The organism is uncultured Roseobacter sp., from assembly GCF_947493125.1.
GTDB lineage: Bacteria > Pseudomonadota > Alphaproteobacteria > Rhodobacterales > Rhodobacteraceae > Roseobacter.
Genome location: NZ_CANLQB010000001.1, coordinates 595904 through 609700, shown reverse-complemented (window position 1 = coordinate 609700; position 13797 = coordinate 595904). Strand labels below are relative to the sequence as shown.

General features: G+C 65.0%; 13 protein-coding genes, 1 other RNA gene and 1 pseudogene. 8 read left to right on the top strand and 7 right to left on the bottom strand.

Translation table 11 applies throughout. The features are described from left to right. Window positions 1-65: 65 nt before the first annotated feature. Window positions 66-1289, bottom strand: a complete 1224-nt coding sequence (locus Q1A71_RS03015) for an aminotransferase class V-fold PLP-dependent enzyme (RefSeq protein WP_299671607.1) — start codon at window positions 1287-1289, stop codon at window positions 66-68. A 279-nt stretch (window positions 1290-1568) separates the two neighbouring features. On the opposite strand from Q1A71_RS03015, the gene Q1A71_RS03010 reads away from it, so the two are divergent. Continuing rightward, window positions 1569-3422 carry a BCCT family transporter gene (locus tag Q1A71_RS03010; RefSeq protein WP_299671605.1) on the top strand — a complete coding sequence of 618 codons (1854 nt, stop codon included), beginning with the start codon at window positions 1569-1571 and terminating at the stop codon, window positions 3420-3422. Between the two features lie 38 nt (window positions 3423-3460). Here the strand turns inward: Q1A71_RS03010 and Q1A71_RS03005 are convergent. The 6 genes and pseudogenes from Q1A71_RS03005 to Q1A71_RS02980 form a co-directional block, all read right to left on the bottom strand. After that, window positions 3461-4234 (bottom strand): annotated as a pseudogene (locus tag Q1A71_RS03005) (metallophosphoesterase family protein). A 5-nt stretch (window positions 4235-4239) separates the two neighbouring features. Beyond that, the gene (acuI, locus tag Q1A71_RS03000; RefSeq protein ID WP_299671603.1) at window positions 4240-5232 is read right to left on the bottom strand and encodes an acryloyl-CoA reductase; all 993 of its coding nucleotides are present in this window, start codon (window positions 5230-5232) and stop codon (window positions 4240-4242) included. 92 nt (window positions 5233-5324) lie between these two features. Then, complete coding sequence (locus Q1A71_RS02995) at window positions 5325-6428, bottom strand: dimethylsulfoniopropionate demethylase (RefSeq protein WP_299671601.1); 1104 nt, start codon at window positions 6426-6428, stop codon at window positions 5325-5327. 1 nt (window position 6429) lies between these two features. Continuing rightward, a complete protein-coding gene (locus Q1A71_RS02990; protein WP_299671599.1) occupies window positions 6430-6933 on the bottom strand; it encodes a DinB family protein in 504 nt (167 codons plus the stop codon). Further along, window positions 6930-7637, bottom strand: coding sequence for a DUF1326 domain-containing protein (locus Q1A71_RS02985; protein WP_299671597.1), 708 nt, complete (start codon window positions 7635-7637; stop codon window positions 6930-6932). Before Q1A71_RS02985 ends, Q1A71_RS02990 begins: the two co-directional genes overlap by 4 nt. A 3-nt stretch (window positions 7638-7640) precedes the next feature. After that, window positions 7641-8414, bottom strand: coding sequence for a DUF2182 domain-containing protein (locus Q1A71_RS02980; protein ID WP_299671595.1), 774 nt, complete (start codon window positions 8412-8414; stop codon window positions 7641-7643). Between the two features lie 71 nt (window positions 8415-8485). On the opposite strand from Q1A71_RS02980, the gene Q1A71_RS02975 reads away from it, so the two are divergent. The 7 genes from Q1A71_RS02975 to chrA all read left to right on the top strand — a co-directional run bounded on the left by Q1A71_RS02975 (window position 8486) and on the right by chrA (window position 13791). Beyond that, entirely contained in the window at window positions 8486-9217 is a 732-nt protein-coding gene (locus tag Q1A71_RS02975) for an FCD domain-containing protein (protein WP_299671592.1), read from the top strand. A 296-nt stretch (window positions 9218-9513) separates the two neighbouring features. Continuing rightward, entirely contained in the window at window positions 9514-10248 is a 735-nt protein-coding gene (locus Q1A71_RS02970; RefSeq protein ID WP_299671590.1) for a leishmanolysin-related zinc metalloendopeptidase, read from the top strand. A gap of 38 nt (window positions 10249-10286) precedes the next feature. Then, the gene (locus Q1A71_RS02965) at window positions 10287-10640 is read left to right on the top strand and encodes a DUF4345 family protein (RefSeq protein ID WP_299671587.1); all 354 of its coding nucleotides are present in this window, start codon (window positions 10287-10289) and stop codon (window positions 10638-10640) included. Between the two features lie 179 nt (window positions 10641-10819). Beyond that, window positions 10820-11169, top strand: a transfer-messenger RNA (tmRNA) gene (gene ssrA, locus Q1A71_RS02960). Window positions 11170-11250: 81 nt separating this feature from the next. Then, a complete protein-coding gene (locus tag Q1A71_RS02955) occupies window positions 11251-11676 on the top strand; it encodes an ester cyclase (protein WP_299671585.1) in 426 nt (141 codons plus the stop codon). Between the two features lie 124 nt (window positions 11677-11800). Continuing rightward, window positions 11801-12547 carry a chromate resistance protein ChrB domain-containing protein gene (locus Q1A71_RS02950; RefSeq protein WP_299671582.1) on the top strand — a complete coding sequence of 249 codons (747 nt, stop codon included), beginning with the start codon at window positions 11801-11803 and terminating at the stop codon, window positions 12545-12547. Further along, on the top strand, window positions 12544-13791 hold the full coding sequence (gene chrA / locus Q1A71_RS02945; protein WP_299671580.1) for a chromate efflux transporter: 1248 nt from the start codon (window positions 12544-12546) through the stop codon (window positions 13789-13791). Before Q1A71_RS02950 ends, chrA begins: the two co-directional genes overlap by 4 nt. Window positions 13792-13797: the final 6 nt, after the last annotated feature.

Here is a 13797-nt window from a genome sequence, read left to right as displayed (position 1 = left end):
GCACAGCCTTTGCAATTCGTTTCAAATGCTACGTAAGCCAAATTGCTTTGGATCAACCCGCCGGCCTACAAAACATCGTCAAGCGCTGTGAGCAGCTGGTCGATGTCTCTCTGCGTCGTGTAATGGGTAAAGCTCAGACGCAGCACGCCTTTTTCCGCATCCACCCCCATCGCATCGAGCGGGCGGCCGGCGTAGAAGTCCCCGCCACCCGCCATGACGCCCTGCGCGGCCAGCGCTGCCGCCACCTCTTCACCCGGGCGCTCCAGCGCCAGCGCCACGGTCGGCGCACGCCCCTCCGCCTCGGAAGGCCCAATCAGGCGCACAGAATTGCGCGCCTTCACCGCCTCCAAAAGCGGCGCAAGCAATGCGATTTCATGCGCGCGCATCAGATCATGCACCGCACGGCCCTTCTCGACCGGCTCCGCTGCCCCACCCACATGATGCTCAAAGAGCGCATCGACATAGTCCGCCATGCCCGCACAGGCGGCCACCTGGGCATGATCCGGCCCTGCCGGCGTGAACCGCTTGTACAGCACATCCCCGTTGAAATGGTGCCCCTGGTTGGGCAACAGCTGCCCCAGAGTGCGGCGGATCACCATCAGCCCCTGATGCGGCCCATAGGTCTTATAAGCCGAGAAGAGATAAATATCCGGCCCCAGGCTGCCCACATCGGGCAGCCCGTGCGGCGCATAGGACACCCCGTCCACACAGGTGAAGGCCCCCGCCGCATGGGCCAGCGCGGTGATCTCCGTCACCGGGTTGATCTCGCCCACCACGTTCGAGCAATGCGGAAAACACACCAGCCGCACGCTGTCATCGAGCAGCTCTTCCAGATCCGCCGGGTCCAGATGCCCCGTCTCCGGGTCCAGCTGCCATTCCCGGATCTCGATGCCGCGCGCCGCGAGCCGCCGCCACGGCCCCGAATTCGCCTCGTGATCCTGATTGGTGACCACGATGGCCTCACCCGGCTGCATCATCTCGGCAAAGGCCTGTGCGAGCACGTACGTGTTCTGCGTGGTCGACGGCCCAAAGCTCAGCTCATCGCCCTCCACCCCAAGGATCGCCGAGAGGCGGCGGCGCGCCTCGTCCATCTCCTCTCCCGCAAGTCGGCTCGCCTCATAGGGCACATAGGGCTGCACCTTCCGCTCGGTATAGAACCGCGTCAGCCGGTCGATCACCGGACGGCAGGTATAGGAGCCGCCGGCATTCTCGAAGAACGCCTGCCCCTGAAGCTGGGGCACGTCAAAAGCGGGAAACTGGCGGCGGACGAAATCTGTATCAAGTGTCATGGCCGCACCGTCCTTCGCGCCCGGGCGCAGGTCAAGATGCGAATTGCCCGCTGGCCCGCTCTCCAGCGAGTCTCATTTTTCGTCGTTTTGGTGCCGAACGTGTCGCGGAATCGACAACCCAAACGCGAATCATTTGCCAGACTCGGTCATCACGTGACAGATCGCGTGTCAGAATGGCCAGGAAGCGCGCGCCGTCAGATCGCTTGCGCGTTTCACTCCACCGGTCCGCCCCCGATACCGACCCAACAAGACGGTCGGATCGCAACAGAGAGAAAACACATGTCAGTCAAACCGCCGTTTACGGAGCTGGACATCAACACCCAGGACTCCGGCTTTTACGAAGGCTACAGCCTGCCCATCGCGCTGATTTCAAAATCGGTGATGGTGGCGCTGGTGCTCTGGGCCATCCTGTTCCCCATCGGAGCCACGCAAACGCTCGATGCGTGGAACTGGGCCACCCTGCAGGACTTCAACGCCTTCTACATCATCTCCGTGGGCTTCTTTGCCTTCTTTCTGTTCATCGTGGCGATCCTGCCGGTCGGCAAGCGCAAGCTCGGCGGGCCCGATACCCAGACCGAATTCACCACCTTTTCGTGGTTCGCCATGATGTTCGGCGCCGGTCTTGGCGTGGGGCTCATGGTGTTCGCCACCGCAGAGCCAGTGGGCCTCTGGGGCTCCAACCCGGTGATCGTGGCACAGGGGGCTGAGCCCAACTCCGCCGAGGCCGTGCAATCGGCCTTCCGCTATTCCCTGCTGCACTTCGGCTTTCACGCCTGGGCCATCTATGTGGTCACAGGGCTCAGCCTCGCCTATTACGCCTATACCCGTGACATGCCGCTCACCATCCGCTCGGCCCTGACCCCGCTTCTGGGGCGCCTGGCCAACGGGGTCCTGGGCCATATCGTGGACGTGCTCGGCGTGGTCGCCACGATCCTCGGCGTTGCCGTCACCATCGGCTACGGGGTCAGCCAGTTTGTCGATGGTGTCTACAATGCCACCGGCATGGAGTGGCTGATGGGCGCTGCCGCCGAAGGCGAGGCCGCAAAACCGTCCACCGTGGGCCTGATCACGGCGCTGGCGATCATCATGGGCATGTCGATCCTCTCCGCCGTCTCCGGCGTCGGGCGCGGCATCAAATACCTGTCGAACCTCAACCTGGTGCTGTCGCTTTTGCTGCTGCTCACCTTCATCGTCTTCGGCTCGTTCCTCTTCTCGCTGACGACCTATGGCACAGCGCTGGCGGATTACATCTGGAACTTCATCCCGCTGAGCTTCGAGGCCTACAGCCCGCTCTCCGAGGCCACCTACACCGCCGCCCTGCCCGCCGAGGCGCAGCCCGTCGCAGGCAGCCTCTACAGCGGTGCCACCAACGCCTGGGGCAGCTTCGACGGCTTTGTCTCCGGCCTCGAAGGCGACGCTGCAGCCCTCGCACCCGCCGCCCAGGCCGCCGCTTACGAGGCGGGCACCCAAGGCCGCCTCTTTGGCTGGCAATCGGGCTGGACCACCTTCTACTGGGCCTGGTGGATCGCGTTTTCACCCTTCGTGGGCCTGTTCCTCGCCCGCATCTCCAAGGGCCGCACGGTACGCGAGTTCATCTTCGGCTGCGTCATTGCCCCGGCGCTGGTCTGCTTTGCCTGGCTCACCATCCTGGGCGGCACCGCCATCAACAACGAACTGCAGGGCGTGGCCGACGGCGCGATCATCGCCGCCTCCAACACCAACAAGCTCTTCGTCTCGCTGCAGATGATCGTGCCGGAATGGCTGCAAGGTGCGGTGATCATCATGTGCGTGGTGCTGATCATGACCTTCCTGGTCACCTCGGCGGACTCAGGCATCCTGGTGATGAACACCATCATGTCGGGCGGCGATCAAGAAACGGGTATCAAGCACCGTATCATCTGGGGCCTGATCCTCACCTTCGTGATCGGCAGCCTGATCGTGGCAGGAGCGATCGATCCCAATAACGCCGACGCGCTGGCGCCCCTGCAGGACGCGATGATCGTCGGTGCCCTGCCCTTCACCATGGTCATGGTGCTGATGGTCTTCGCGCTGATCAAGGCGCTCTTCAATGACAGCCGCCGCGAGAAAGCGGGCATGACCGTGGGCGACCCCGACGCGCAGCCGGCAGAATAAGCGCCAAAGACCGTGAGCGCCGACCCCGGCGCTCACGGTTATCTGTCGGGCGAAAACCACCCCGTGGCGACAGCCCGCGCCCAGTCGGCCCGCCCCGCCGCATCTGCCATCTCCGCCATACGGGCGGTGTCGTAAGGCACGGCGCGAAAGCTCACGTCCCAGCCGCCGCCCCGTTTGCACAGCACAGCGTAGGACGCCGCAGGTGTCCCGGTTTCCATCACGTGAAAGACGGGATGATCGTCATCATAGGCAGGCAGGCCCACGCTGCCGGGGTTCAGGATGATGCGACCATCGCGCAGCCGCACCAGCCGCGGGCGATGGGTATGCCCACAGAGCAGGACCGGTGCGTCCGTCCCCTCCGCGGCCTGCTCGATCTCGTCGCGTGGGCGAAACTGCACTTCACCCGTTGGCGCGACGCGGTCCAGCCAATAGGTGGTGTCACTGGTGGGCGTCCCATGGCACATAAAGATGGCCTCCCCCACTCGCCGGGTCGCAGGCAATCCGCGCAGCCAGTCCAGATGCGACGGCTGCAGCTGCGCGTAAGCAACCCGATCCGAAGGCCCCATGTCCTCCGGTGCCTATTCGACGAGCCAGCGATCATGATTGCCACGAATACAGATCATCTCGCGTGCGGCCATCAGAGCCGCCGTCTCCGCCGCCGCCAGCGGCCCACTGAAATGATCGCCAAGGTTCAGGATCGGGCCGATGCCCTGCGCGTCAATATCAGCCAGCACAGCACGCAACGCATCGCTGTTACCATGTACATCCGCAATGACAGCGATGGGCGCTTCGTCCGACCCGATCCCGCGCACCGGGTTCAGCCATTCACATCGACAACCACACGCCCCTTGACCTGACCTTTCAGAATGTCCGCACCCAGCTGCGGCAGATCGGAGAGCGTCGCGGGCTGAACCATCGCCTCCAGCTTGTCCATCGGCAGATCGCTGGCGATCCGGCTCCACGCCCGCACCCGGTTGTCATAGGGCTGCATCACGCTGTCGATGCCCAGCAGGTTCACGCCGCGCAGCAGGAAGGGAATGACCGTCGCAGGCAGCCCCGCGCCCCCGGCAAGACCCACCGCCGCAACTGAACCGCCATACTTCATCTGCCCCAGCACCCGCGCCAGCATCGCGCCGCCCACGGCATCGACGCAAGCAGCCCAGGTCTCCGCCTCCAGCGGGCGCTTCACCGTCTCGTTGATCTGCTCCCGCGCCACGACCTGGCTGGCGCCAAGGCTCTTCAAATACTCCGCCGTGTCGGGCCGCCCGGTGACACCCGCCACCTCATGGCCCAGATGCGCAAGTATCGCCGTCGCCACCGAGCCCACGCCGCCCGCAGCCCCGGTCACCAGCACCGGCCCGTCACCGGCCTTCAGCCCGTGATCTTCCAACGCCATCACCGCCAGCATCGCGGTGAACCCGGCGGTCCCCACCGCCATCGCCTGACGCGTGTCCAAGCCCTCGGGCAGCGGCACCAACCAGTCGGCCCTGACCCGCGCCTTCTGCGCATAGCCGCCCCAATGCACCTCACCCACGCGCCAGCCGGTCAGCACCACCTTGTCGCCAGGCGCATAACGATCATCGTCCGACGCCTCCACCGTGCCCGCAAAATCAATGCCCGGCACATGCGGATACTGCCGGACCAACCCGCCACCCGGCCCGATGCACAAGCCATCCTTGTAGTTCACCGTGGAATACTCCACCGCAACAGTCACATCCCCCGCGGGCAGGCGGTCCACGTCGATCTCCTCGACAGCCGCAGAGGTCTTGCCGCTCTCTTCATCCTTGCTCACCACAAGTGCCTTGAACATCGCTCATCTCCTGTTTTTCGGGCCGCGAGGCGCAGTCCGCCCCCGCTTCACCCTTCCAAAAATACTCAATAGCGCAGCCGTCGCTGCCTGGCTCACGCCCAGAACCCAGGCTGCACCACCGCCCGGCGCATGCCCAGGGGCGTCTCCACCTCCAGCTCGGTGCCGCTGTCCCAATGTGTCATGCGCACCATGCCGATGGCCACATTGGTCTCGAAATCCGGGCTCCAGGCGGCCGAGGTCACCTGGCCCACCCGGCGGCCCCCACCATAGAGCGGCCAGACCCGGTCGCAGCCCGGCACCGGATCCCCATCAATCGCAATCGCCTGCACCTGCTGCACAGGCCCCTCCTTGGCCACGCGCAAGAGCGCATCGCGCCCGATACAGCCGATGGCCGTCTGCGTGTCGCAGAACCGCCCCAGCCCGCATTCATGCGGCGTGTTGTCATCGGTCATGTCGTTGCCATAGCTCAGGAGCCCGCCCTCGATCCGCTCGATGGCGTTCGGGCAGCCCGCGCGCACGTTCAGATCCTCACCGGCTTTGAAAAGCGCATTCCACAGCGGCATGCCCAGATCACTGCCTTCGACATAAATCTCGAACCCGCCCTGCTTGGAATAACCCGAGCGCGCCACCGCCAGATCCCGCCCCTCGAACTCGAACAACCCGAAGCGGAAAAAGCGCACATCGCGAATACCGTCGCCGAAGACCCGCGCCATCAGGTCCTCCGCCTTGGGTCCCTGCACGGCCAGCGGCGAGACATCCGGCTCGTCGATCAAAACGTCCAGCCGCCAGCCATTGGCGATGCCCTTCACCCAGAGCAGCAGGTCCGAATCTGCAATGGAAATCCACCAGCGGTCCTCGGCCAGCTTCACAGCCACCGGATCGTTCAGCATCCCGCCCGTCTCATCGACGATAGGCACATAGAAGCACCGCCCCGGCAGCATGCCGCGCAGATCGCGCGGGGTCAGCATCTGCATCAGCCGCGCCGCATCCGGACCCCGCAACTCCACCTGTCGCTCGGCGGCGACATCCCAGACCTGCACATGCTTTTTCAGGTGATGATAGTCCGCCTCAATGCTCTCGAACACCGTGGGCAACAGCATGTGATTGTAGATCGTGTAGGCTTTCACGCCCGCCGCCTCGACGCCTGCGGAGAACGGCGTGCGGCGCAACCGCCGCGACGGAGAAATCAGCGCCATCTCAGGCATCCTCTGGCAGGAAGGGAATATCGGTGTCCTGGGTTTTGACCCCAAGCGCCGTCAGGGCTGCGTGCACCTGCCCGCGATGATGGGTCTGGTGGTTGAAAAAATGCACCACGCACAGCGCGTAAGGCTCGGACATCTCCCGCCCTGCCGCGCCGGACCACCAGCTCAGATCGGCGCCAAAGGCACCCTCTGCGAGACCCGCAGCCCAGCGCGTGATGCGCGCGTCCGCAACAGGGCGCTCCGCCCGCAGCTCGGGCCAGCCATAGGCATCGCCGGTCTCATTCAGTGGCCGTGCGGGCCGCTCACCGCCGTCAAAGCGGGACATCCACATCAGATCCCCCCACATCAGATGGCTCAGCGTGGCGCGGATCGAGCCCCAGAACAGGCCCCGGTCGGCCTCGCGCGCCGCCTCGTCCAGCCCATCGACCGCTGCAAAAAGCCAATCGTTCTGCCAGGCATTGTAGCGCGCCATCATCTGCGCATAGGCCGGATCGATCACGGCTTGGGGCCTTTCCAGTCAATCGGGCAGATCTCGGCCGATTTCCCACCAAAATCCCAGACGCGGCCGTAGTCGCGCACCCGGCTCTTTAGCCCTGTGGCCGCGATGATGTCCGGGCCCATCCAATACTTCGAATTGCTCACCATGACCGGATGCGCAGGATCGCTGCCCGCCAGCATCTCGATCTCGCCCTGAATCTTGCGCCCGATCATGATCGACCGCCGGTTGCCCTCGCGCACGATCTCGACCGGCGCGCGCTCCGCCCCGATGATCTCGGAGACCAACATGGTGAACAGCCCCGTGGTCCCGCCCGCAGCACCGCTAAAAATCTGCAGAATCCCGTTGTAGGCCTTGCCCGTCGCGCGCTCATCCACGTAGGCGGCGACCTTCCAGTTCCCCTCGCCCATACGCCCCGGTATGTCGACGAGCAGCCCGATGTTCAGACCACCCAGGTCTTCCCCCTCGTAGTGCCCCTCGTCAATGGCAATCGCCATCCAGGCGTGGCAATGCCCCTCCGTCGGAGGATGCGCCCCGAGACTGACCACGCAGGGGCAGAATACGGTGCAGGAGCAATTCAGAAACAGCTCGCCTTTGATCGCCCATTCCGTCGGGCTCATGTCGCGCCGCTTGGGGTTCGGCATCCGCTGGTCGATGCGCTGCGAAATCGGCAAGCGATCCGCGTCGCTGCGTCTGTTCTTGGCCATATCCTATCCTCCGATCATCACATAGAGCCCCGCCGCGCAGAGCAGCACGCCCATGGGTTTTGTCACGTAATGCCCCACCTGAGGCAGCTTCTCGATCACCATGAAGAGCGTCGCAAGACCCATCCACGCGAGGTTCATCACGCCGCCCACAAACCCCAGAGACATGAACCCCCAGCAGCAGCCGACACAGAAGGCACCCAGGCCCAGCCCCATGCGCAGCCCGCCCGCAAAGCCGGTGCGCCAATGCCCCAGAAAGTACATCGCGGGCGCATGGCAGACACCATGGCAGATTTCCTTGGCCCGCGTGAACTGGAACGCCCCCACAGCCAGCAGCAATCCGCCGGCGACCCACGGGCTGTGCGCAATGCCCAGCATGTCCACCACACCACCAAAGAGCAGCGCCAGCTGCGCGCCGGTGATCACCGCGGCGAACCCCACCCAGACAATAAAATACCCCAACAGCACGCCCAGCCATCCCGCGCGCGTGCCGTTCGCACTGACCATCAGGTCTTCGTAGGCCCGCAGGGTCGGCACCAGCGTCGGCCCCATCATCGCCGCCATCATGATCGCCCACATCCAGAAGAGCGGCCCGAAATTGGCCATCGGCATATACATGGGCATGCGCGGGTCCATCGCCGCCATCATCTGCCCCTGTGGCCCCGGACGGCCCAGCAGATCGAGGTCCATATCGACGCTCATCACATACATCACCCACCACGACGCCAGAATGGCGGCGAAAAAGCCCAGCCAGAGCGTGGTGCGCAGGGTGCCGTGCATGAATCCTCCCTTGTCCTTGCGATCCAAATGCCAGACATTTAGAAAACGGGCAAACACTAAATGTAAGACATATGAAAATCGACCCCTCGAAACCCGCCGACCTCTCTGCTCAGATTGCGGGGGCCATCCGCGATGCGATCATCTCCGGCAGCCTCATCGTCGATGAACGCCTGCCCTCCGAGGCCGAGCTGGCCGATCATTTCGACGTCTCCCGTCCCACGGTGCGCGAGGCGCTGAAACGGCTCGCCGCGCAGTCATTGATCCGCACCCAGCGCGGGGCCACCGGCGGGGCCTTCGTGAACCGGCTCAGCTTCGAGGCCGCGCAGCCGCAGCAGATCACCACCTCGACGCTGCTGCTCAGCATGAACGCGGTGAGCTTCGAGACCGCCTGCGAGGCGCGCTACGCGCTGGAACGCGCCTGTGCCCCGCTCTCGGCGGCGCGCCGCTCCCCCGATCACCTGGCCACCATGCGCGCCGAGATCCACCGCCAGGGCCAGCCGGGGCTGACCGATGAGGCCTTCTGCGCCTCCGATGTGGCCTTTCACCGCGCGCTGGTCGACGGGGCCGGAAACCCGGTGCTGTCCTATCAATTGGCGGGCGCCGTCGAGGCCATGCAGCCGCTGATGAACATGATCACCTTCACCGCCCGCGACCGCGCCCGCATCATCGCGCTGCACGAAGGCATCGCCGACGCCATCGAAGCACAGGATGCTATAGCCACGGCGGAGGCGCTGACGGCGCTGGAGCAGGAAACCCAGACGCTGGCCCAGAGCGTTTTCGCCGCGCGCGCCGCCCGCCGCTAGGCCGGAACCTGCCGTTCTCAGGTCTGTCTTCTCGCAGAAATGTGCCGCTGGCGCGCCCGTGTGTTTTCCCCGGACACCCGGACGCCCATGTCTATAGGCAAGATGACCGCAAACCGCCGATGGTATGGTTGCGCTCCGGTGTCAGCCCCCTGTCCGAGGATGGGCGCGAAGCGACCTTCCCCCTGTCGAAGGGGGGCGGTCGCTGCCCGACGGTTCCCGTCGGGGGCACCTGCTGCGCCGCTTGCGCAAGACGTCAATCGGGCGGTTCCCGGTCAAACCCAGGCATGAGGCCCACCATGATCACACTCGACTTCACCACCCCGATTTCCGACGCCCGCCGGGGCGCCTTCGCCCGCGCAGCGGATCGCTGGGATGCGATCATCGAGACCGCCTTCGCGCCGGTGACCTTCGAAGGGCGCCGCCTCGACGGTGTACTCATCGAGGTCTCCATCGCCCCGATCGACGGTCCGGAGGGCGTGCTGGGCCAGGCCGGCCCCACCGCCCTGCGGCCCGGCTCCGAACTGCCGGTTGCGGGCATCATGCAGTTCGACACCGCTGACGTCGAACGGCTCGAGGCCAACGCCAGTTTCGAAGATGTGGTGCTGCACGAGATGGCCCATGTGCTGGGCTTCGGCACGCTCTGGGCGCGCGCGGGGCTGATCCAGGCTAGTGGGACCAATGATCCCCGCTTCACCGGGCCGGGGTCGACCCGCGAATACCGCGCTCTGGGTGGCACCGGTGCGGCCGTCCCCATCGCCAACACCGGCGGCGCGGGCACGCGCGAGGGGCACTGGCGCGAACTCATCTTCGGCGACGAACTCCTCACCGGCTTTCTGTCGGGGGCCGCACGTCCGATCAGCCGCCTCTCCATCGCCTCCTTTCAGGACCTCGGCTATGAGGTGGATCTGAGCGCCGCCGATGCCTACGCCCTGCCCGACTTCCGGGCGCTGGCGGAAATGGGGATCACCGAAGCGGTGCGCATCTGCGATCTCTGCCGCATGGGCCGGCCTGAACCGGTGGTGCTGAACTAAGGCTTGCCAGCCGCCCGGCACAACCTAGGTCCGCCGACATGGTGGACGTTCTTAACCTCTCCGCAAGCCTTCTGACCATCGGCTTTGGGCTCTTCGGCTTTCTCGCCCCGCGGTACACCGCGGCGGCGCTGGATCTCGCACCGACCGAGAGCACGATGGGTCTCAGCGAAATGCGTGCGTCGGTGGGGGGCTTGTTCGTGGTGGCGGGAGCGGCGGCGCTCTGGCTCGACGAACCGCTGGCCTATGCGATGATCGGTTTTGCCTTTGTCGGCGCGGCGCTGGGGCGCGCCCTGTCGTTGCTCTTCGACGATCCGCCCCGCCGAAAGGTGCTGATCTTCGGCGGCATCGAGGCGGCCCTCGCCGCGGCCTTCCTCGGCGCGAACCTCACCTGAGACAGCGCGCGCGCTGTTAACCCCGGGCGCACACCGACAGTCCACCGACGCGATACCGACAGAATACCGACGTTATACCGACGTTGGATTTACGTCAAAAAAGCCTCGTTAACCCTTGATCTATATGGCGATTCGAATTTCCCTGTTGCGCTGTGCTCAAAACCACCGTACGCCGCATTCCCCTTGAGATTTCCCGCCCATCGCCTTATATGTCGAGTGTTCTTCGGAACTATGGACATAAACGCGCTCGTAATAAGCGGATCGGACCCGGGGGCGGTACCCGGCGGCTCCACCACACATCCTTCATTTGGGGATCATGGGGCCGAAACAGGATCGACGAACGTCTAAAGGGGTTAGCTTTGTTTCGGTGAGATACCACCGTTATCGGTTCAAAACGTACAATTGCAAATGACAATCGTGCACCGGCGGCAATGGCTGCGTAAGCAGTCGGAGCTTCCGAAATCTTAAGCCCTAGCGCCTTGCAGCACTAGGCGGGGTTCGCAGGCACCTGGCAACAGAAGCCTGCACTTCGCCTCCCCCACCCGCACCGTTAAACCTTCCTCAATCCGCCTGTGTTAATCTTTAGGCAGAGATAGAGCAGGCCTGCGCTGTGACCAAAACCGACATTCTGAGAGAGTGGTACACCGCCGTCTGGGAAGAGGGTCGGCTGGAGGTGATCGAGGACTACTTTCTCGACACCACGCACACTCAACACATCGCACAGGGCTTCGGGATAGAGCCCTCCGAGATCCGCGAATGGGTGTCCGTCCTGCGCAGCTTCGTGACCGACATCCACGTGACCATCCTGCATTCGATCGAGGAGGGCGACTGGATCAGCGCCATGCTGGAAATCACCTGCCGCAACGCGGCCACCGGCGCGCCGATGAAGGTCCACCAGCAGATCATGCTGCGCTTTGACGGCGACAAGAAGGCGGAAAGCTATCCGGCCTTCGACTTCATCCGCTTCTTCGAACAGTTGGGCCAGCTGCCCGAACACACTCATGCGCTGCTGTTGGGCGGCACCGTGTTGCGCTGAGACGTCGGCATTGACCTGACGCGCCGATCTGTGGCACCCCTTTTCGCAAGGGGAGTTCGCGATCGCCCCGTGAGGCCTTGGCCCAAGTATCGCATCCTGTTGACGTGCCACAAGGATGCTGACCATGACCCAAGCCGACACCCTCTCTCCCATCGCGCTGATGCGCCAGCTTGGAACCGCGCAAGCGCCTGTTATCATTGACGTTTGCATTGATGAAGACGTGCAGGCCGATCCATTTCTGATCCCGACGGCGCAGCGATGGGATCACTTCAACATAAGCGCTCTTCCTTCTGATATCAAAAAGGAAAATCTGGTGATCGCCTGCCAGAAAGGCCGCAAGCTCAGCCAGGGCGCCGCCGCCCTGCTGCGCGCCGAAGGGGTCCGCGCGCAGGTGCTGGACGGCGGCGTAATGGCCTGGCGGGCCGCGGGCCTGCCGCGCGTCCCGCTCGATCTGCTGCCCGGACCCGGCGCCCCCGACCTCTGGGTCACTGCACAGGGTCCCAGCCGAGATGCGCTCGCCTGTGCCTGGCTGATCCGGCGATTCATCAGCCGCAGGGCCACCTGCCTCTTTGTCCCCCGGTCCGACATTGCCGAGGTGGCAACGCGGTTCACCGCACTCCCTTTCGCCGATGGGGACAGCCCGCGCTTTTCCGCCATGCTGCGCCGCTACGGGCTGGAAACGCCCGCCCTGCAACGCATGGCGCGGGCACTCGGCCCGGATGCGCCAGAAACAGCAGGGCTGAACGCGGTCTTCGCCGGGCTTCAGTGCGGCGAACAGGATGACCACGCCCGAAGCGACGCCGCCCTGACACTCTGCGATGCGCTCTATCTCTGGGCCTGCGCGGACGAGACGGACCAGGTGGCCGCATGACGGCGCCAAGCCAGGCCGAGTTGGTCCGTGTCTTTGGCCGCATCGGGCTTTTGTCCTTCGGCGGTCCAGCGGCCCAGATCGCCCTGATGCACCGCGAACTGGTCGAAGAGCGCTCCTGGTTGAGCGAGGAGGTCTTCCTGCGCGCGCTGTCGCTCTGCATGCTCCTGCCCGGTCCGGAAGCGATGCAGCTTGCCACCTACGCTGGTTGGCGGCTGCGCGGCACCCTGGGCGGGCTGATCGCGGGGCTGCTCTTCGTGCTGCCGGGCGCCCTGGTGATCCTGCTGCTGGCCCTCGGCTACGCGCTTTACGGCCAGGTGCCTCTGGTCCAGGCTGCTTTTGCCGGCATCAAGGCCGCGGTGATCATCATCGTGCTGCAGGCCCTGCTCAAGGTCGCCCGCAAAGCCTTGACGACGACAGAGGCGTATCTTCTTGCAGGCGCGGCCTTCGTGGCTCTCTTTGCCGTTGGCCTCCCCTTCCCCCTCATCATCGCAGCCGCCGCCCTCTATGGGGGGCTGGGCGCGGGCGCCGCGGCGGGCGAGGCCCCGGCCTCGCCCGCCGCGGCGCCCCACCCCGCTCAAACCATCGCGCTTTGGGGCATCCTTTGGATCGTGCCCGTGGCAACCGTCTGGCTCGTCGATCACACGTTTCTCCTGCAGGTGGCCCTCTTCTTTTCCAAGCTCGCCATCGTCACCTTCGGCGGGGCCTATGCGGTGCTGGCCTATATGACCCAGACGGTGGTGCAGGACTACGGCTGGATCACCACGGCCCAGATGATCGACGCGCTCGGACTGGCGGAAACCACCCCGGGGCCGCTCATCCTGGTGACGCAGTTCGTGGCTCTGCTCGCGGGGTTTGCACAGGGCGGCCCGGGTCTCGCCTTCGCAGCCGGTGCGCTGGCCCTCTGGGTCACCTTCATCCCCTGTTTTTTATGGATTTTCCTGGCCGGCCCCTACCTCGAGCGCATCTCTGCAAAACCGCGCATCGCGGCGGCGCTGCGTGCGATCACGGCGGCGGTGGTCGGTGTGATCCTGAACCTTGCGGTCTGGTTCGCGGTGCATGTGCTCTTCACCGAGATCCACGGCGCCCCGTGGCATGCAGCGCCCGTGCCCGATCTGGCCTCGGTCGACGTCTCGGCGGTGGGCCTGACCGTGCTCGCCGCTATGCTCTTGCTGGGCCTCAAACGCGGCATGGTCGAAACGCTGGGCGTGATGGCCGCCGCCGGCCTCCTGCTCAGCGCGGTCTGATCCGCC